The 20,143-nt window shown below is 69.0% G+C and carries 17 protein-coding genes; 12 read left to right on the top strand and 5 right to left on the bottom strand.

What is annotated here, in order from left to right; all coding sequences use genetic code 11:
- Positions 1–87: 87 nt before the first annotated feature.
- Positions 88–507, top strand: a complete 420-nt coding sequence (locus QC765_RS05205; RefSeq protein ID WP_278313355.1) for a DoxX family protein — start codon at positions 88–90, stop codon at positions 505–507.
- A gap of 200 nt (positions 508–707) precedes the next feature.
- Here QC765_RS05205 and QC765_RS05200 read toward each other — a convergent pair whose 3' ends face one another.
- Entirely contained in the window at positions 708–1,520 is an 813-nt protein-coding gene (locus QC765_RS05200; RefSeq protein ID WP_278313354.1) for an HNH endonuclease family protein, read from the bottom strand.
- Between the two features lie 151 nt (positions 1,521–1,671).
- Entirely contained in the window at positions 1,672–3,141 is a 1,470-nt protein-coding gene (locus QC765_RS05195) for a dolichyl-phosphate-mannose--protein mannosyltransferase (protein WP_278313402.1), read from the bottom strand.
- 174 nt (positions 3,142–3,315) lie between these two features.
- Here QC765_RS05195 and rsmI point away from each other — a divergent pair, with 174 nt between their 5' ends.
- Positions 3,316–4,149, top strand: coding sequence for a 16S rRNA (cytidine(1402)-2'-O)-methyltransferase (rsmI, locus tag QC765_RS05190; RefSeq protein WP_278313353.1), 834 nt, complete (start codon positions 3,316–3,318; stop codon positions 4,147–4,149).
- Positions 4,150–4,304: 155 nt separating this feature from the next.
- On the opposite strand, the gene QC765_RS05185 is transcribed toward rsmI, so the two are convergent.
- Both QC765_RS05185 and QC765_RS05180 read right to left on the bottom strand, forming a co-directional pair.
- Complete coding sequence (locus tag QC765_RS05185) at positions 4,305–5,567, bottom strand: aminodeoxychorismate synthase component I (protein ID WP_278313352.1); 1,263 nt, start codon at positions 5,565–5,567, stop codon at positions 4,305–4,307.
- Positions 5,568–5,618: 51 nt separating this feature from the next.
- Positions 5,619–7,133, bottom strand: coding sequence for a DUF2786 domain-containing protein (locus QC765_RS05180; RefSeq protein ID WP_278313351.1), 1,515 nt, complete (start codon positions 7,131–7,133; stop codon positions 5,619–5,621).
- 135 nt (positions 7,134–7,268) lie between these two features.
- Here QC765_RS05180 and metG point away from each other — a divergent pair, with 135 nt between their 5' ends.
- From metG to QC765_RS05135, 9 genes are all read left to right on the top strand, one after another.
- On the top strand, positions 7,269–9,104 hold the full coding sequence (metG, locus tag QC765_RS05175) for a methionine--tRNA ligase (protein WP_278313350.1): 1,836 nt from the start codon (positions 7,269–7,271) through the stop codon (positions 9,102–9,104).
- 7 nt (positions 9,105–9,111) lie between these two features.
- Positions 9,112–9,942: a TatD family hydrolase gene (locus QC765_RS05170; protein ID WP_278313349.1), complete on the top strand. Its 831-nt coding sequence runs from the start codon at positions 9,112–9,114 to the stop codon at positions 9,940–9,942.
- A gap of 576 nt (positions 9,943–10,518) precedes the next feature.
- A complete protein-coding gene (locus QC765_RS05165) occupies positions 10,519–11,652 on the top strand; it encodes a resuscitation-promoting factor (RefSeq protein WP_278313348.1) in 1,134 nt (377 codons plus the stop codon).
- 117 nt (positions 11,653–11,769) lie between these two features.
- The gene (gene rsmA / locus QC765_RS05160) at positions 11,770–12,687 is read left to right on the top strand and encodes a 16S rRNA (adenine(1518)-N(6)/adenine(1519)-N(6))-dimethyltransferase RsmA (protein ID WP_278313347.1); all 918 of its coding nucleotides are present in this window, start codon (positions 11,770–11,772) and stop codon (positions 12,685–12,687) included.
- A gap of 11 nt (positions 12,688–12,698) precedes the next feature.
- Positions 12,699–13,703, top strand: coding sequence for a 4-(cytidine 5'-diphospho)-2-C-methyl-D-erythritol kinase (locus tag QC765_RS05155; RefSeq protein WP_278313346.1), 1,005 nt, complete (start codon positions 12,699–12,701; stop codon positions 13,701–13,703).
- Positions 13,704–15,503 (top strand): ABC-F family ATP-binding cassette domain-containing protein, encoded by a 1,800-nt coding sequence (locus QC765_RS05150; protein WP_278313345.1) that lies wholly within the window; start codon positions 13,704–13,706, stop codon positions 15,501–15,503.
- Positions 15,504–15,544: 41 nt separating this feature from the next.
- Entirely contained in the window at positions 15,545–16,498 is a 954-nt protein-coding gene (gene ppk2 / locus QC765_RS05145) for a polyphosphate kinase 2 (RefSeq protein WP_373876683.1), read from the top strand.
- A gap of 10 nt (positions 16,499–16,508) precedes the next feature.
- Positions 16,509–17,591, top strand: a complete 1,083-nt coding sequence (locus tag QC765_RS05140) for a VOC family protein (protein WP_278313344.1) — start codon at positions 16,509–16,511, stop codon at positions 17,589–17,591.
- A gap of 60 nt (positions 17,592–17,651) precedes the next feature.
- Positions 17,652–18,329 carry a DUF4166 domain-containing protein gene (locus QC765_RS05135; RefSeq protein WP_278313343.1) on the top strand — a complete coding sequence of 226 codons (678 nt, stop codon included), beginning with the start codon at positions 17,652–17,654 and terminating at the stop codon, positions 18,327–18,329.
- Between the two features lie 202 nt (positions 18,330–18,531).
- On the opposite strand, the gene QC765_RS05130 is transcribed toward QC765_RS05135, so the two are convergent.
- Positions 18,532–18,990: a carboxymuconolactone decarboxylase family protein gene (locus tag QC765_RS05130; protein WP_278313342.1), complete on the bottom strand. Its 459-nt coding sequence runs from the start codon at positions 18,988–18,990 to the stop codon at positions 18,532–18,534.
- A gap of 88 nt (positions 18,991–19,078) precedes the next feature.
- Here QC765_RS05130 and QC765_RS05125 point away from each other — a divergent pair, with 88 nt between their 5' ends.
- Positions 19,079–20,122 (top strand): enoyl-CoA hydratase/isomerase family protein, encoded by a 1,044-nt coding sequence (locus QC765_RS05125; protein WP_278313341.1) that lies wholly within the window; start codon positions 19,079–19,081, stop codon positions 20,120–20,122.
- The last annotated feature ends 21 nt before the right edge of the window (positions 20,123–20,143 follow it).

The raw sequence follows: 20,143 nt of genomic DNA, 5'->3' as shown, positions 1-20,143 counted from the left end.
ATCGCTATGGTGCTCTCGCTGGGCCCGCTAGGCGCGAATCCGCTGGGCACCCGCTCACCCCGCGCACGAACCACATAGGAGGAAACCATGGCACACGGATGGCACCGCGATATCGCCGTACTCATCGCCCGCATCGGCATCGGCATCGTCTTCGCCGCCCACGGCTGGCAGAAGCTCAACGAGACAACCATCGAGGGGGTGCAGCAATACTTCACCTCGATCAACGCGCCGTTGCCCGAGATCACCGCCTACCTCGTCACCTACCTCGAGCTCGGCGGTGGCATCGCACTGATCATCGGCGCGCTCACGCCCGTGGTGGGGCTCCTGCTCTTTGCCAACATGACCGGCGCCTTCTTCCTCGTCCATGTCGAGAACGGCATCTTCGTCACTGACGGCGGCTACGAGCTCGTCCTCGCGCTCGGCGTCAGCTCGCTCATGATCGCCGCCATCGGAGCGGGACGAATCAGCGTGGACGCCTTCATCCCAGGCCTGCGCACCCGCGCCTGACGTTCCTGGCCGAGGTCTCCGTTGCCGGCGACCTCGCGCCGAGTTGAACACGACCGCAAACGCGATAGAAACGACCGAGATCCCGGGTCAGTTTCTATCGCGTTTGGCGGTTTCCGGTGCTTTTGCTCGCCGGGCGGGCGCTGCCGCAAGTCACGCGCGGCGGGCCGACGCGGCGGCCAATCACGCGCACCGGGCGGGTGCTAGTCCAAACAGGTGTCGAACACGTCGAGCATGGCATCCCGCTCGGCGGCGGTGACCCAGAGCTGGTAGATGGTCTTCACCTCGATCTGCTGCGACACGTAGGTGCACCGGTAGGAACGATTCGGGGGCAACCAGCCCGACGCATCGCTATCGCTCTTCTGCTGGTTCGCCCAGCCCGCCACGGCCAGCAGGTTCCGCGGATCGTTCGCGAAGTTCCGCCGCTCGCGCTCCGACAGTTGCTGCGCGCCCTTCTGCCACGCGTCGGACAGGGCGACGAGGTGGTCGACCTGCACCTCGCCGGAGGTTTCGGGGCCGCGCACGAACTCGATCGTCTCCAGCGTGAAGGGGTCGAGGATCGTGCCCTCGCCCACGACGCAGCCTTCCTCGCCAGGACGGAACGTCACCTCGAGGAAGTCCCGGATCAGGATGTCATTGCGGGTATCGCAGCCATTGCCGCCGAACGCGACATCCACATCATCCGTCCATGAGGGGCCGAATTCTTCCCGGTCATACCCCGTCTGTGGGGCCCGTCCGCGCACGCGTAGCTCCTCGAGCGCTGCCCGGGCCGCCTCCCACCGCGCGATCTCCGCGTCCGTCGCCGGCGTGCCCGGGCTGTGCCAGGTCACGTCAGAGCGGTCGAAGCCCTCCGGGATGGATGCCGTGTAATCGTCGGAGCCCTCCTGGGACCCCGTCACCACCACCAGCACTCCGAGGCCCACGATCACCAGAAGCACGATCGCGATCCGCACCTTGGTGCTCACCACGCCACGGAGCTTCTTGTCCACGGCGAACGCGAGGTCTGCGCGCTTCATCCACCCACCCTTTGCATTGTCGTTCGGAGAATCCCGGCAATTGTCGACACCTTGTCTACCACCAGGGGCCGACAAGCCCGAATCGCAACGACCCTGCGGGAGCGGCAATCCCAACCGCCGCGGCAGCGGCAGCACAGTCCGCCGCGAGGGATCACCGCCAGCTCGGCAGCCACAACTGCCACTGCCAGAACTCCTCGGTGATCGGCACGGCCGCGAGGATCGGATACAACCACGCGAAGTTCACGATCACCAGGGCCAGGTAGCAGCACACCACCAACCGGGCCAGCATGCGCCGTTCGTCCGACCGTCGCGACGCGCTCAGCAGATCGCCCAGCGCCAGCGCCACCAGCATCACCAGGAAAGGCGCCATCGGAGCCGCATAGAAGTAGTACATCTGCCGATCAAGGTTCACGAACCACGGGAGGAAGCCCGCCAGGTACCCCGTGAGCACCAGCGCGTGCCGACTATCGCGATGCGCGACGATCCGCCACACCGACCATGCGATCACCGGTAGCGCCACCCACCACAGTGCCGGGGTGCCCACGAGCATCACCGCGCGCACGCACGAGCTCGCGCCGCAGCCCGAGACCTCGTCGCCGTCGACGAAGTAGTAGAGCATCGGACGCAGGCCCATCGGCCAGGTCCACGGCTTCGACTCCCACGGATGCACGTGCCCCGCCGAGTTCGTCAGCCCCGAATGGAACGCCAGGATGTTCGCATGGTTGTGCCATAACGAGCGCACGGCATCGGGCAGGAACGACCACGCCCCGCCCGTTCCCACATCCTGGCCGACAGCATGCCGGTCCACGCCGGTCTCGCTCGCGAACCACGCCCAGTAGCTGCCGAGGTAGACACCGATTGGCACGATGAGCAGCGCCCACAATGCCGGTGCCATGTCCCGTGCCAGCGTTCCCCGCACCGGTCGCCGCACCCGGTACCTGTAGCGGGCCGCGAGATCCAGCGCCACGCTCATCACTCCGAAGAACGCGATGAAGTACAGCCCCGACCACTTCGTCGCCACCGCGAGCCCCAGCAGCACCCCGGCCGCGAACCGCCACCACCGCACCCCCAGGCGCGGACCCAGCGCCGACACTCCTGCGCGGCCCTCCTCGTACGCGCGCGAGAACCGGGAGCGGACCTCATCACGATCCACCATCAGACAGCCGAACGCCGCCACCACCAGCACGACCAGGAAGATGTCGAGCATGCCCATCCGCGACGTCACGAACGTCAATCCGTCCGCCAGCACCAGCAGCCCCGCGATCGCCCCCACCAGCGTGGACCGAGCCAGCCGCCGCGCGATGCGCGTCACCAGCACCACCAGCACCACCCCGGCCATCGCCGCCGAGAACCGCCACCCCGCGGCCGAATAGCCCAGCATCGCCTCGCCGAGCGCGATCAGCTGCTTGCCCAGCGGAGGATGCACCACCAGCCCATACGCCGGGTTCTCCTCCACCCAGCCGCCCTGCAGCATCTGCCAGGCCTGCGTCACATAGTGCTTCTCGTCGAAGACCGGCATGCCACCGTCGGTAGGAACCCCCAGCCGCGCGAACCGCGTGATCGCCGCAAGCACCGCCAGGAACAGCGTCACCATCCAGCCGCGCAACCGATCAGTCGGCATCGGCACCTCGACCGGATCCACCACTCCCGGCGAATCAACCTGCTCAGGCCGGACGGGCCCTGGCTGCGTCAGCGGCCCCGCATGCGCGGGGGAACCATCGCGCTGGGTCCGGCGCACCCCGGATCGACGCGCGAGTTCGAGAACCGTCACCCCACGATCGTAGGCTGTACCACCATGACAGGTCAGTTGGTGCTCGCGGCAACCCCCCTCGGCGACGTGCGCGACGCCTCGCCCCGCCTCATCGAGGCCCTCGGCACCGCAGGCATCATCGCGGCCGAGGACACCCGCCGGGCCCGGCAGCTTGCCAGCTCGCTCGGCGTCACCATCACCGGGCGCATCCTCAGCTTCTACGACCACAACGAGCACAGCCGCATCGAGCAACTCGTCCGGGACATCACTGACGGCGCCATCGTCCTGCTCATCACCGACGCCGGCATGCCCTCGGTCAGCGACCCCGGCTTCCGCCTCGTCGCCGCCTGCGCCGAGCACGACCTGCGCGTCACGTGCCTGCCCGGCCCGTCCGCCGTCACCACCGCGCTGGCCCTCTCGGGCCTGCCCGTGGACAGGTTCTGCTTCGACGGCTTCCCGCCCCGCAAGCCCGGACCACGCCGCGCCTATTTCGAGACCCTCCGCCACGAGGCCCGCGCCTGCGTCTTCTTCGAAGCACCCCACCGGCTCGCTGACTCACTCGCCGACGCGGTGGCTGTCCTCGGGGGCGCGCGCCGTGCCGCCATCTGCCGCGAGCTGACCAAGACCTACGAGGAAGTCGTCCGCGGCACCCTCGCCGAGCTCGCCGAATGGGCCACCGGAAACGTGCGAGGCGAGATCACCGTCGTCCTCGAAGGAGCAGCCACCACAACCGAGGAAGCCGTCGACCACGTGCGCGACGTCGAGCGGCTCGTCGAGGCGGGCAGCCGGCTGAAAGAAGCGTGCGCCGTCATCGCCGAGCGCGCCGGGGTGTCCAAGCGCGACCTCTACCAGGAGTACCTCAAGCGCCGCGACGAGTAGGTGCCCGGCTGGCGAGGCGCGCCCCTCTCGTCCCGTGCGCCACTTTCGCCCCACCGGTACCGCGATAGTGCGAAGAACGTCAGCTCGGAGCGCGAAACCTGTCGTTTTTCGCACACTCGCGGGGCAGGGGCGCACACTCGCGAGGCAGGGCGAGGCTAGCCGCGCGAGCGGAGCCCCACGATGGTCGCCGCCTTGGCCAGGCACTCGTGCCATTCGGTGTCCGCGCGGGAGTCGATGGTGATGCCCCCGCCCACACCGAGGCGGCAGGCGCGCGCGGTACCGGTCGCGGGCCCGAGCTCGACAGTGCGGATCGCGACGTTCAGCTCGAGACCAGCGACGGGGGAGCGGGCGCCGATGGTGCCGCAATACACCCCGCGCGGCTCGGGCTCCCAGGACTGGAGGAAGCGACGAGCGCGCAGCTTGGGCGTGCCGGTCACCGAGGCGGGCGGGAACGTCGCCCCCAGCAGCTCCGAGACCGGTATCGCGGGGTCTATGCCCGCGCGCACAGTGGAAACCAGGTGCCACACCCCGGGCGCGGGATGGATGCGCAGCAGCTCGGTGACCGTCACCGAGCCGGGACTGGCAAGCCGACCGAGATCATTGCGCACGAGATCGACGATCATCACGTTCTCCGCCACATCCTTGACGGATCCGCGCAGCAGCCGGGGGTCGGCAGTGATGGGCAGGGTGCCCTTGATGGGGCTGGATTCGACGATGCCACCGTGCCGGGCGAGGAACAGCTCCGGCGACAGCGATGCCACCGCGCCCCAGTGGCCGGAGAGGAAGGCCGCCCGCGCGGGACGGGTGGTGGCGATGCCATCGGCGAAGAAATCCACGGGATCGCCCTTGAAGCTGCCCTGGAAGAACCCGCATACGCACGCCTGGTAGACCTCGCCGTCGCGGATCGCCTCGAGGCAGGACTCCACTCCCCGCTGGTGTGCCGCCCGATCTGGCGGGCTCCACTCGCAGGACCACTCCGCGGCCGCTGGGGTGGCCCCGAGGACGGCATCGCGTGCCCAGCCGGGACAGGAGGCATCGGTGAGCGACTCGAACCACCAGCATTCGTCCGCGTCGAGGCGGAGGACCATCGGCGTGTAGCCGGAGGCCATGCGGGGCAGCGGTCCCGTGCGACCGTCCACCGTGTCGTCGGGGTAGGAGAGGTAGCCGAACCAGCCGCCGCCGAAGAACCCAGCCGGGGCGCCCGCTGGCGGATCGAGCTGCCCAGCATCTGCCCCGAACGGCTGCGTATCCTCGGCGGGCGCAGTGGTAACCAAGGATGGCGCGATGATCGCGCGGGAGCCGAACCAGTCGCCTGTCAGGGCCGCGGGCGGGTCGAGCCCCCGCGTTCGCGCCCCACGGGCCAGGGCGCGCAGCACCTCCGCCGCAGGATTGCCCGCGCCCAACCGTTCGTATCGCACGCCCTACAGAGTCGCACGCTTGGCTGGGCGCAACCTACGCAAGGCTGATCGTCACGCCTCGAGGACGGCCCCGGCCGGTGCGAGAACGGCCTGGTCGGCGGCGACCTTCCCCGCGATCCAGCCGCGCGCGTCCATCGGCGCGGCAGTCTGCTTCTCGGTCTGCGGGAACAAGCGCTCGAACTCGGCGTTGACGGCAGCATCCTGGGCGGCGAGGATCGGCAACAGATCCCTGCCGTCCTGGCGGTTTCGGCGCGCTTCCTCCGCCATGGTGTGCTCGCCCACCTGCTGCAACCGTTGCCCCACTCGCACCGCGTAGGCGAACAGGAAGGCCCGGCGGAAGCTGGCCGAGCGGGTCGCGGGATCCTTGCTGGACTCCCCGATAGCGGTCATCGACTGCGTGGCCTGCACGAGTGTCGATTCGTAGAGCAGCCCGACCTGCCGCAGGTCCACCGGTGTGCCCACGGCGGTGGCCACCGAGTACTCGGCATCCCACACCACGCGTACCCGGTTGGCGAGCGCGATCTCATGCAGCAGGTGCACCTTGGACTTGGTGTAGGGGTTCTCGATGTGGACGCGGCGCGTCACCACGTCCGTGCGCTCGATGCTGGCGCTCAGGATGGCCGCGTCGATCGCGTAGCGGGTCATCAGTTCCTGCGCCTTGGCCGTGAATGCCTCGGCCTCCCCCTGGTACGTGGTGGCCTCTGCCTTGGCGAGCAGGCCCCGCACCCGGTTGAGCACGCGCGGTTCCACAGCGGGCGTTGCGGCATCGGTGTCGACGCGCCGCTCCGGCCACTGCGACGGCGTGGCGCACACCACCGGCCACACCGGCAGGTCATGCCACTGGCCGAGGAGCGCGAGAACAGACTGCCAATCAGTGTGGAGCACCTGCGGATAGTCGATCATCAGCAGGAACGGTCGGCCGGCGGGGTTGTGCACCGCCGCGCGGCGCATGGTCCCGGCGAGGCGGGGGAACGACTGCTCGACCTCGCGCAATTGCTCCACCCAGGGCAGCGGGGCACGGTTCTCGGCGTTCGCGAGCACTGCTTGATGCGTCACCGTCGCGACCGCGAGCTCGAGCACGGGAGCGGCATGCGCCCGGCGCACCACATGCACCACGTCGAGCGGCTGCCAGCCATGCTCGTACAGCGAGTCCATCGCGGCGAGCAGCAGCTCGGACGCCACCCGGGTGGCCAGCCATGGCTCCCGGCCCGCATCGATGGCAGCGAGCCGGTCCGCGATGCTCACGGCATGCGAGCGTGATCGGCGGCTGCCAACGCTGGCATGCGCGCCATCGAGGACCATCTCCATGACGAGGGTGTGCGCGTCGGTGCCGGGCCGCACGATGCCGCCGGGCCAGCTCCACTGCTCCTCGACGTCGCGGTCCCGCGCGCTGCCGCCGTAGCGGGAGGCATCGGGATCCTGGGACGGGCCGGGGCGCTTTGTTGCCCAGGAGGGGAAGCGCAGCCGCGCGCCGAGCGCGCCGAGCGCGGAGTCGCCCTGGCCTTGCCCGCGCTGGGCCTGTTCGCGCTGGGTCGGGCTGCCGTTGTCCTCTGAGGTCGTCCCCATGGCAGTGCAGTATGCCTGGATCGGCCACCGAGGTGTGGGAGCGACGCAGCCGCGAGACCAAAGGTTCACCCGTCGGTCACCGCTCCCGGGCACCGCGGTTGGGATTCCCCCTGCACGACCTAATAGGCTTGGGTCATGTCTACCCGAGTGCTCACGGCGGTTGCGTGGCCCTACACCAACGGTCCCCGCCACATTGGCCACGTTTCCGGCTTCGGCGTCCCCTCGGACGTTTTCGCCCGCTACCAGCGAATGGCCGGCAACGACGTGCTGATGGTCTCGGGCACCGACGAGCACGGCACCCCCATCCTGGTGCAGGCCGAGCAGGAGGGCACCACGCCCCAGGAGCTCGCCGACCGGTACAACCGCGTTATCGTCGACGACCTCGCCGGGCTGGGGCTGAGCTATGACCTGTTTACCCGCACCACCACCCGCAACCACTACGCGGTGGTGCAGGAGCTGTTCCGCACCCTGCACAAGAACGGCTACCTCGTCCCCAAGACCACCACCGGCGCCATCAGCCCCTCCACCGGCCGCACGCTGCCCGACCGCTACGTCGAGGGCACCTGCCCCATCTGCGGCTACGACGGCGCGCGCGGCGACCAGTGCGACAACTGTGGCAACCAGCTCGACCCCATCGATCTGATCAACCCCCGCTCCAAGCTCAACGGCGAGACCCCGAAGTTCATCGAGACGGAGCACTTCTTCCTCGACCTGCCATCCCTCGCCGGGGCGCTCGAGATCTGGCTCAAGGGCCGCACCGAATGGCGCCCGAACGTGCTGCGCTTCAGCCTCAACCTCATCGAGAACCTGCGCCCGCGCGCGATGAGCCGCGATATCGACTGGGGCGTTCCCATCCCGCTGGAGGGCTGGCAGGATCGCCCCGACAAGAAGCTGTACGTGTGGTTCGACGCCGTGATCGGCTATCTGTCCGCGAGCATCGAGTGGGCCGTCCGCACCGGCAATCCTGACGCGTGGCGCCAGTGGTGGACCGACCCCGAGGCCGTGTCCTACTACTTCATGGGCAAGGACAACATCACCTTCCACTCGCAGATCTGGCCCTCGGAACTGCTCGGATACCGTGGCGCAGGTGAGCGAGGCGGGAAGCCCGGCATGTTCGGCGACCTCAACCTGCCCACCGAGGTCGTCTCCAGCGAGTTCCTCACCATGAGCGGGTCCAAGTTCTCCACCAGCCGCGGCACCGTCATCTACGTCCGTGACTTCCTGCGCGACTTCGGCCCCGACGCGCTGCGCTACTTCATCTCGGTCGCCGGTCCAGAATCCCAGGACACTGACTTCACCTGGGACGAGTTCATCCGCCGCACGAACTTCGAGCTCGCCAACGAATGGGGCAACCTCGTCAACCGCTCCGTCTCGATGGCCCAGAAGAACTTCGGCGAGATCCCCCGCCCCGCGACCCTCACCGACGCCGACGCCGAGCTGCTGCGCACCGCGGAGGCCGCGTTCGAGACCGCCGGGGCGCACCTGCGGCGCAGTCGCTTCCGTGCCGCCGCCACCGAAGGCATGCGCGTGGTCACCGCCGCCAACCGGTACATCTCCGCGCTCGAGCCGTGGAAGCTCGCCAAGGACCCGGACCAGCGCGACCGGCTCGCGACCGTCCTGCACACCTCGCTGCAGGTCGTCTCGGATGCCAACGCCCTGCTCACCCCCTTCCTGCCGCACTCGTCGCAGCAGGTGCACGAGGCGCTTGGTGGCACCGGCGTGTGGGCGGCCCAGCCGGAGGTCCACGAGGTAGAGGACGACACCGCTCGCACCGCGCCCGTCGGCGCCAACCTTCCCAAGGAAGGGCGCAGCTATCCCGTGATCATGGGGGACTACGCCAACGAGAAGGCACGGTGGGAGCGCACCAGCATCACGCCAGGAACGCCCCTGAGCAAGCCGAAGCCCCTGTTCGCCAAGCTCGACCCCGAGATCGGCGAGACCGGCCCGGAATGGGCTCCGATCAAGAAGTGAGGCCCTGATGGGATCAAGCAAGCGCGAAGCACCACCGCTTCCCGAGCGGCTTGCCCCGATCGTCGACGCGCACACCCACCTCGATGCGTGCGGCGCCCACGACGAGGACTCGCTCCGTGTCATCGTGGACCGCGCGGACAGCGCCGGGGTGGGAACCATCGTCACCGTCGCTGATGACCTCGACGCCGCCGAGAACGCTGTCCGCTTCGCTCGCTGGGACAAGCGCGTGCACGCGGCCGTCGCGCTGCACCCCACCCGTGCCAACGCGCTCGACGATCACGCCCGCGCGCGCATCGAGGAGCTTGCTCGCGACGAGCGCACCGTCGCCGTGGGGGAGACCGGCCTCGATTGGTACTGGCCCGGCAAGCTCGACGGCTGCGCCACCCGCGCCGAGCAGGAGGATGCCTTCCGCTGGCACATCGACCTCGCCAAGCGCATCGGCAAGCCACTGATGCTCCACAATCGCGAGGCCGACGACGACCTCGTGCGCGTCCTGCTCTCCGAGGGCCCGCCCGAGAGCGTCATCTTCCACTGCTTCTCCTCCGGGCCCGCCATGGCCCGCACCTGCCTCGATAACGGCTGGATCCTCAGCCTCTCCGGCACCGTCAGCTTCCGCAATGCCCGCGACCTGCACGAGGCGGCCCTGCTCATCCCGCACGAGCAGATGATGGTCGAGACCGATGCGCCCTACCTGACGCCGCACCCCTACCGCGGGGCGCCCAACCAGTCCTACTGCCTGCCCTACACCGTGCGCGCGCTCGCTGAGCTGCGCGGCGAGGATCCCGAGGCCGTCGCGGCCGGTACGACTGCCACCGCGCGGCGCGTCTACCGGCTGTAGGGGCTCGCCTGACCTCACGACCGCAAACGCGATAGAAGCTGCAGGAAACCCAGGTCCGCTTCTATCGCGTTTGACGGTTTCTCGTGCTTTTGCCGGTGCGAGGCCCGCCTGCGCTCAGCCGCCGGACCTGGTGCGAGGCCTTCTGCCAAGCCCGCCGGAGCCCCTCGCAGCCCCGTTGGTAACACCTCCTGTTACCGAAGCGTGATTGATAACGTTTGCTGCTGCTTGCATTGTGGTGGCCCCGATCACACGAGCAAGCATGGTGCGCATGGGGCTCATGGTGCCTGCCAGCGCTGCTGGGAGCGATCAACAAGTCTGTAAACCAGCAGCTCAGTAGCGATATCTCCGCCCAGGCTCACTCCCGCCATCCCATATTCAGGCCAGCAAATCCTGTCTGTTTTGCACTGTGGGTCACGTCTCATTCCGGGCAAAACGCTTGCTCCAGCTAGCACGGGCTCGTTACGGTTCTGTTATCGAACAGCCGGGATGGAGATGCCCGACAGGGGAGAGCAACGGCGCTCGCACCACCCCCTCATCTCTTGCTCGGGACTCGTACACGCAAAGGTCAGGAACACAATGTCGCGCTCCACCACTTTCACCGCCCTCAGCCCGAAGTCCAAGAAGGTCCAGATCGTCGCCGGTGGCCTCCTGCTCACCATGGTTGCCGGAACCGGCACCGCGATGGCCGTGCAGAAGGACGTCACCATCGAGGTCGACGGCGAGACCACCACCGTCAGCACGTTCAGCGGTGATGTAGAGGGCGCGCTCTCGGCAGCAGGCTTCGACCTCACCGAGCACGACATCGTTGTTCCCGCACCGAGCACCGACATCGACAGCGGTGCCACCATCACCCTGCAGAAGGCGAAGCTGCTCACCCTCAACGTTGATGGCGAGGTCCGCGAGGTCTGGACCACCGCCCAGACGGTCGAGGAAGCCCTCGCCCAGCTTGATCTCGCCAACCGCGAGCTCAACATCTCCGCCTCGCGCTCCGAGCGCCTCCCGATCGACGGCCTCGAGCTCGCCGTGACCACGCCGAAGGCAGTCACCATCACCGATGGCGCCAACAACTTCGAGCACGTCACCACCGGCATGACCGTCGAGGATGTCCTCGCCGAGGTCGGCGCCCCGCTCGATGGCTTCGACGCCGTCACCCCGCACCAGCGCACCGTGGTCACCGAAGGCATGGAGATCACCGTCGATCGCCTCCGCCTGGGCCGCGAGACCATCGAGGAAGATGTCGCGCCGGCCGAGGAGATCATCGAGGATCCGTCGATGCTCGAGGGCGAGAGCCGCGTCGAGGTCGCCGGCACCCCGGGACGCGCCACCAACACCTACATGGTCGTGCACAACAGCGACGGCGAGTCGGCCCGCACCCGCGTCGCCACTGACATCAGTGCCGAGGCCAAGCCCACGGTGATCCGCAAGGGCACCAAGCCCCGCCCGGCCGCCCCCGCCGTGAGCAACGGTGGCACCTGGGACGCCCTCGCGCAGTGCGAGTCCAACGGCGACTGGTCCATCAACACCGGCAACGGCTACTATGGCGGCCTGCAGTTCTCGCAGGGCACCTGGGCGGCGCACGGCGGTACCCAGTACGCGCCCACCGCCAACCTCGCTACCCGCGAGCAGCAGATCGCCACGGCCGAGAAGGTCCGCGCGACCCAGGGCTGGGGCGCATGGCCCGCCTGCTCCTCCAAGCTTGGACTGCGCTGATCACCAGCCCGAACGTCCTCGCGGCCCGCAGCCGCCTGACCGCACGATGAGGCCGCACTGAACACCACGCGCCAGCACGAGAACCCCGAGCCCACCGGTTCGGGGTTCTCGCGTGCTGTGAACCTGCTCGGGCCGTCCGATATCCGCGTTCTCGCCGAGCAGCTCGGGCTACGGCCAACAAAGCAGTGGGGCCAGAACTTCGTCCATGACGCCAACACGGTCCGGCGCATCGTCACCAGCGCCGCCGTCGCGCCAGGCGAGACCGTCCTCGAGGTCGGGCCGGGCCTCGGATCGCTGACTCTCGCGCTCATCGCGGCGGGGCACCCGGTGGTGGCCGTGGAGATCGACCCCGCGCTGGCCGGGCAGCTCCCCGGAACGCTTGCCGCTCGCGCCCCCGGCCATACCGATCAACTCACGGTCGTCCAGGCCGATGCGCTGCGCGTGCGGCGCGAGGACCTGCCCGAGGGCAGCCGTGATCCCGCGGCGATCGTCGCGAACCTGCCGTACAACGTTGCCGTGCCCGTCATCCTGCACCTGCTCGCCGAGCTGCCCAGCGTGCAGACCGTGCTCGTGATGGTGCAGGCAGAGGTCGCGGATCGGCTCGCAGCGCCCCCCGGCAGCCGCACCTACGGGGTGCCGAGCGCGAAGGCCGCCTACTACGGCGAGGTGCGCCGCGCGGGATCCGTCGGGAGGGCAGTGTTCTGGCCCGCTCCCAACGTGGACTCCGGCCTCGTCCGCATCACGCGCCACGCTGCTCCGCCCTGGTCGATGGAGCCTGGCCAGCGTCGCGCCGTGTTCACCCTCATCGACGCGGCGTTCGCGCAGCGCCGCAAGACCCTGCGCTCCGCCCTCGCTGGGTGGGCGGGAAGCGCGCAGGAGGCCGAGCGCATCCTGAGGAGCGCGGGCATCGAGCCGTCCGAGCGGGGCGAGAAGCTCGGCATCGCCGATTTCGTCCGCATCGCGTCCGTGGCGACCACCGCCAGCACCACGCCCCCGCACGATCCGGGGCGCTACGCACCACCGAGCGACGACTAGGCTGATGCACCGTGCTTCATGTCATTGATGCCCCCATCGTTGCCCGCGCCCCCGCGAAGGTAAACCTCCACCTCGCCGTGGGCGACCTGCGCGACGACGGCTACCACGAGCTCACCACCGTCTACCAGGCGCTGTCGCTGCACGATGAGATCACTGTCCAGGCCGCCGACTCGATCGCCATCTCGGTGCGCGGCGAGGGCGCCGACGATGTGCCCCTCGGCTCGACGAACCTCGTATGGCAGGCCGCGGAGCTCATGGCGGAACGAGCCGGGCACGGCAAGCGTGGCCCGCGCGCGCACATCTCCATCACCAAGGGGATCCCTGTCGCCGGTGGTCTTGCTGGTGGCAGCGCGGATGCCGCCGCTACCCTCGTGGCGCTCAACGAGCTGTGGCAGCTCGAGCTCTCCCGGTCCGAGCTGCTCGAGCTCGCCGCCCAGCTCGGCAGCGACGTGCCCTTCTCGCTCAGTGGCGGCACCAGCGTGGGCGTGGGCAGGGGAGAGCAACTGCTGCCGGTGCTGTCGCGCAACACCTACCACTGGGTCCTCGCGTTCGCGAAAGGCGGCCTGAGCACTCCCGCGGTGTACCGGGAGCTCGACCGGTTGCGCACAGTCGGAGCCCCGCCCCGCATCGGTGCCGCCGACGATCTGATGCACGCCCTCGCGGCGGGCGATGCGCGGCAGCTCGCGCCCCTGCTCGGCAATGACCTGCAGGCCGCAGCGGTGACGCTGATGCCCGCCCTGCGCCGCACCCTGCGCGCGGGCAAGGACGCCGGCGCTCTCGCCGCCATCGTGTCCGGCTCCGGCCCCACCTGTGCTTTCCTCTGCGCGGACGAGGACGATGCCATCAATGTCAGCGTCGAGGTCTCCTCGACCGGGGTGTGCCGCACCGTGCGCACCGCCACCGGTCCCGTGCCCGGAGCTCGGCTCGTCACCGCCCCGCACCCGCGCCCCCCGCGCCGCGATCCTGTACCACCCCTGCCCGACGACGATCTCGATCCCGTAGAAGGAGGCGCCTGAGTGGCGAACCTGGTCAACCTGGAGAACGTCACCAAGTCATTCGGGGTGAAGCCACTGCTCGACGGGGTCTCCCTCGGCGTGCGCGAGGGCCAGCGCATCGGTGTCGTCGGACTCAACGGAGGGGGCAAGACCACCCTGCTCGAGATCCTCGCCGGGGTCGCTGAGGCCGACAGCGGCCGGGTCAGCCGCCGCAACGATGTCCGCATCGCGGTGGTCACCCAGCGCAGCGAGCTGCCGCCGGGGATCTCCATCGGCGAGACCATCTTCGGCCCCCTGGGCATGGCCGAGCACGAGTGGGCCTCCGACGCGCGCATCCGCGGCATCCTCACCGGCATCGGCCTGCGCGAGGCGCAGCGGCACCTCGACACTCCTGTCGACACCCTCTCGGGCGGGGAGCGCCGTCGTGTGGCCCTCGCCGCAGCGCTGGTGCAGGAGCTTGACCTGCTGATCCTCGACGAGCCCACCAACCACCTCGATGTCGAGGGCGTGCAATGGCTCGCGGAGCACCTCGTGGGCCGCCGGTGCGCGCTCGTCGTCGTCACACACGATCGCTGGTTCCTCGACGCCGTCGCCACCGAGACGTGGGAAGTCGTTGGCGGACAGGTCGAGACCTACGAGGGCGGCTACAACGACTGGATCTTCGCCCGCGCCGAGCGCGCCCGCATCGCCGACACCCAGGAGGAGCGCCGGCGCAACCTCGCCCGCAAGGAGCTCGCCTGGCTGCGCCGCGGACCCCAGGCCCGCACCTCCAAGCCCCGCTACCGCGTGGAGGCAGCCGAGGCGCTCATCGCGAACGTCCCGCCGCCGCGTGACACAGTGAGCCTGTCGGCGTTCGCGAGCAAGCGGCTCGGCAACGTCGTCATCGAGCTCGAGGACGTCACCCTCGCCACCCCGGACGAGCGTGTCCTCCTCGATCACGTCACCTGGCGGCTCGCGCCCGGCGAGCGCATCGGCCTCGTCGGCGTCAATGGCTCTGGCAAGACCACCCTCCTGCGCGCCCTCGGCGGCGAGGCGAGCCTGAGTTCCGGACGTCGCATCCAGGGCACCACCGTGCGGCTCGGCTGGCTCCGCCAGGAGCTTGATGACCTGCCCACCGGCATGCGCGTGCTCGAAGCCGTCGAGGATGTCGGTCAGCGCGTCGTCCTCGGTGACAAGGAGCTCTCCGCCTCCCAGCTCGCCGAGCGCCTCGGCTTTCCCCCGGCCCGCCAATGGACGCCCGTCGTCGACCTCTCCGGTGGCGAGCGTCGGCGGTTGCAGCTCACCCGCATCCTCATGTCCGAGCCCAACGTGCTGCTGCTCGACGAGCCCACCAACGACCTCGATATCGACACCCTCCAGCAGCTCGAGGATCTCCTTGACAGCTGGCCCGGCACCCTCGTCGTCATCAGTCACGACCGGTACCTCATCGAGCGGATCTGCGACTCCGTGCATGCCCTGTTCGGCGACGGGCACCTCACGCACCTGCCGCGGGGCATCGAGCAATACCTCGAGCGCCGTGCCCGCGACATCAGCGAGGCAGCCGCTCCGGCGGTCAGCCCCGGCGAGAAGCCAGCCGGTGCGCAATCAGGTGGAGCGCCACGCGACGGTGTCGCGGATCGCGCCGCCCAGAAGGAGATGTCCCGCCTCGAGCGCGCAATCGCCAAGCTCGATAAGCAGCAAGCCACCCTCCACGAGAAGCTCGCCGCCGCCGCCACCGACCCCGAGCGGGCCATGGAGCTGCACACCGAGCTGCGCGCCCGCGAGACCGAGCAGGCCGAGCTCGAGGAGAAATGGCTCGAGCTCGCCGAGGAGTGGGGCTGAACGCGCCCCGCGACGGGGGTGGTGGCGAGTAGCCTCGGTTCATGGCTGGCAAGAAGTCCGCGAAGAACAACGGCCACTCCGGTGGCGCGCACCCGGTGCGGGAGAGGAAGATGCCCCGCGACTTGTATGAGCGCGAGCTCGAGCGGCTGCAGGCGGAGCTAGTGTCGATGCAGCATTGGGTGCAGGAGTCGGGCTCTCGGGTCGTCGCCATCTTCGAGGGCCGTGACGCCGCGGGCAAGGGCTCAGCGATCAAGCGCATCACCGAGTACCTGAACCCGCGCCATTGCCGGGTGGTGGCGCTGCCCGCGCCGACGGAGCGGGAGCGCGGCGAGTGGTACTTCCAGCGCTATATCAAGCACCTGCCCGCGGCGGGGGAGATCGTGCTGATGGATCGCTCCTGGTATAACCGGGCCGGCGTGGAGCGAGTGATGGGCTTCTGCACGACGGACGAGTACCGGAGGTTCCTGCACCAGGTGCCGATCTTCGAGCGGCTGCTCGTGGAGGACGGCATCATCCTCAACAAGTACTGGTTCTCGGTGTCGGACGTGGAGCAGGAGCGCCGGTTCCATTCGCGGCTGAATGATCCGATGCGGCAGTGGAAGCTCTCGCCCATGGACCTGCAGTCGATCGTGCGGTGGGAGGACTACTCACGGGCGAAGGACGAGATGTTCGTGCATACCGATATCCCAGAGGCGCGGTGGAACACCGTCGAGGGCGAGCACAAGCGCAATTCCCGCATCAACGTCATCAACCATTTGCTGGAGTCGGTGCCGTACGAGCATGTGCAGCCGCCGTCGGTGTCGATCCCGCCGCGGCCCGTGGCTCGCAACTATGAACGGCCGCCGCGCGATCAGTTCCGCTATGTCCATGATCTTGCCGGTGACCTGATGAACGAGGCCGCAGGGACCCCCAACGGAGCGACCGCGAACGGTTCCGGCGGCAAGAAGCCGTCAAGCAAGAGCAAGAACTCCACGAAGCAAGCAGCAGGGAAGTGATCCACTACCGATGAGCACCCCGCAGCCTAGCGCGCCCGCCGGTTTCCCCCGGCCCGGTGCCGTCCCGTACTTGACCGTCAGCGGTGCCAGCGAGGCCCTCACCTGGTACTGCAAGGTGTTCGACGCGAAGATCCTGGGAACGCCCATCACCATGGAGGATGGCCGCATCGGTCATGCCGAGCTCGCCATCGGTGACGGCGTGATCTACGTCGCCGAGGAGTTCCCCGAGATGGGCCTCACCGCGCCCCGCACGGGCACCGCGTCGGTGAGCCTGATGATCCCCGTCGACGATCCCGACCTTGTCCTGACCCACGCCCGCGAGGCCGGCGGCCGGGTAGAGCGGTGGACCTACGAGAGCCATGGGCAGCGCAACGCGTCGCTCATCGACCCGTTCGGGCATCGCTGGCTGCTCGCCGCGCCCCTCGGTGGCATCCTCCACCAGGGCGATATCGCGGCCTACGCCCTATGCTGCCCCGATGCCAACATCGCGGCACGCTTCTACGGCGCCGTGCTCGGCTGGGAAACCACCGAGGACGGCAGCGGCTTCGCCGTCACCAACGCCACCGTGCCGATCCGTATCGAGGGCGGTCATCACCGCACCGTGCTGCGCTGCGCGTATGCCGTGCCGGACGTGGAAGCGGCCCGCCAGCGCGTCCTCGACGCCGGAGGAGCGGTGGAGGCCACGGTATGCCACACCTACGATGGCGTCCCCTTTGAGCTAGTGGGAACCGATTCCGCGCAGCGCCGGCCCGCCATCAACGGCGAGGCAGCGGGCGACCCGGCCTACATCACCCTCGAGACCGATGACCCTGACCGGGCCCGGGAGTTCTACGGCGCGGTCATTGGCTGGACCTTCGACGGCAGCGAGGATCGTGGTGGCTACGAGATGCCCGGCGTGCACCCGATGGCTGGCCTGACCCGCGCCGGAGCCACCGCGATCACCCCGATGTGGCGCGTTGACGATGCCGTCGCAGCTTCGGAGCTCGTGACCAGCAACGGCGGCGAGATCCTGGCCGGGCCCGAGGCCCGCGAGTATGGTGTGGCAGCGCACTGCCGTGACCCCCAGGGCGGCCGCTTCTACCTCGGCTCCTGACCCGGCAGCGCTTCCTGAGGCAGAATCGACAGCGCGCACCGCACGAAGGGAACCCGCCCCATGCCATCGGTCATCCAGCACGCCCTCGGATCCCGGTTCGAGCGCCTCCACCCCAAGGTGCAGAAGAGGTTCGCGCTCGCCTCCGCCGATCATCGCCGCCAGGTCGGCACGGGCGTGATGGAGGTGATGAGCCATTCGCTGGCCATTCCCGCGCCGATGGCCTGGATGCTGGGCGCGCGCCGCGTCGCTCCCGCCCACACCGGGTACGACGTCCCGTTCACCGTCGAGAACTATGCCTACCTCGACGATGCGGGGCGCGAGACCTACTCCTACGTCCGCACCTTCGACTTCGGGCGCCGCACCAGCAAGATGGATTCGGTGATGGTGCCGAGCAGCATCGGTGCCAGCGTGATCGACTACCTCGGGGCAGCGCCCGACATGGCCGTCCGCACCCAGGTGTGGGTCGATGCCGACGGCGGCCTGCGGCTCACTAGCGGACCGCCCCGCTTCCTGGTGCCGCTCCAGCCGCGCCTGCCCGCGCTCGCCTCCGCCACCACCGAGGCGCGCGAATGGTGGGACGCGAAGAAGAAGCGCCACGGCATCCAGGTGGAGGTGCGCAACCCGGTGCTCGGGCGCATGTTCTACTACCTCGGGCACTTCACCGTCACCGAGGAGGACTGCCCGCCCGGCCGCATCCCCGCGCGCGCCCGCACGAAGAAGCTCGTGACTGCCGAGTAGGCGTCGGTGCTCGGGGTCGGCCTCGGGGATGTGGCTGATTGGGACTCGGCTGCAAACGCGATAGAAGCGGCGGAAATCCCTGGTCAGTTTCTATCGCGTTTGACGGTTTCCCGTGCTTTTGCCGGTCGGCCCGGCGCTGGGACGCCCGGCGCTGGGAGGCACGAGACCCGTCCCACCTGGCGCACCGCGAGCGCCCCAGGCGCTAGGACGCGACGGGGCGCCCGCTGATCATCGCGATGCGGTTCCAGGAGTTGATCATCACCGCGATCCACGACACCGCGACGAACTGATCATGCGACAGCACCATCCGGGCCTCCCGCACGACCTTCGCGGGCACGTCCTGCCCCGGCAGCTCGGTGATCGCCTCGGCCAGCGACAGTGCCGCCCGCTCGAGCGCGGTGAACAAGCTTGATCGGCGCCACAGTGGCAGTACCGCGATGCGATCCCGGTCCTCGCCAGCCTCCACCGCCTCGGCCGAATGGTGCTGCAACGCGTGCACGCAGCCGTTGATCTGCGACACCCGGATCTTCAGGAGCTCGGTCAGCCCATGCGGGATCCCTGACTGCCGGGCGATCGTCGAGACTTCCTGGTTGAGCGATATCAAGCCCAGATAGGTGCCCGACGACGGATCCGCCACATCCACCCGATGATTTTCGCTCATGGCACATCACCCTATTGCGTCACTGCCGTTCCCGGGCGGGGTAGCGTCGGTGCCGAACCCACAGATACGGAAACGAAACGAGGACATCGTGCCGGATCATGCGCCCACCACCACAGTGACCGCCCGGACGAGCGAAGCGGCCGGGATCCTTGAGCTCGATAAGCCCAAGGCCCTCAACGCCCTCGACCTCGGCATGATCCGCGACCTGCAGCGCGCGCTCGACGACTGGCGGGACGACGCGTCCGTCCGCTCGGTCATCATCCGCAGCACGACCTCGCGTGCCTTCTGCGCGGGCGGGGACATCCGCGCCATCCGCACCGCGGTGCTCGAAGGACGCCACGAGGAAGCCCACGCGTTCTTCCGCGAGGAGTACAACCTCAACGAGACCATCGCGACCTACCCCAAGCCGTTCATCGCCCTCATCGACGGTGCCGCCATGGGCGGTGGCCTCGGTGTGTCGATCCACGGCAGCATCCGCGTGGTCACCGAGAACGCACTGATGGCCATGCCCGAGACCGCCATCGGGTTCTTCCCCGATATCGGGGCCAGCTACTTCCTGCCGCGCCTCGCGATCAACAACCACGGTGCCCTCGCGCTCGGCAAGTACCTCGGCATGACCGGTGCCCGCGTGCGTGCCGCCGACGCCCTCGCTTGCGGACTCGCCACCCACTTCGTGCCCAGCGAGCGCCTCGGCGATCTCGCGGACGCGCTCGAGGCTAGCACCGGTGATCCTGCTGCGGTGGTCGCGGAGTTCGCTACCGATCCGGGGCCCGCCCCGCTAGCGGAGATCCTCGACGATGTGGAGAAGTGCTTCTCCGCCACCACGGTCACGGGCATCATCGAGCGCCTCGCCGCCGGTGGATCCGAGTGGCATCGCGAGACCCTCGCCGCTCTCGAAGCGGTCTCACCGCGCAGCGCCTGGATCACGGCCCGCCTCGTCGAGCGCGGTGCCGTCTCCACGCTGCGCGAATGCCTCGACCGCGAGCTTGCCCTCACCGTGACCGTCACCCGGCACCCCGACTTCGCGGAGGGCGTGCGCGCGGTGCTCGTGGACAAGGACCGCACTCCCGCCTGGACGCCCGCGACCCTCGCGGAGCTGGATCCTGCCGAGATCGACGCCGTTCTGCTCTAGCCGACCCAGCTCTAGCCGGCC

Origin of the sequence: Hoyosella levis (assembly GCF_026008515.1) — a bacterium.
Taxonomy (GTDB): domain Bacteria; phylum Actinomycetota; class Actinomycetes; order Mycobacteriales; family Mycobacteriaceae; genus Lolliginicoccus; species Lolliginicoccus levis.
This window is presented reverse-complemented; position numbering and strand designations above follow the sequence as displayed.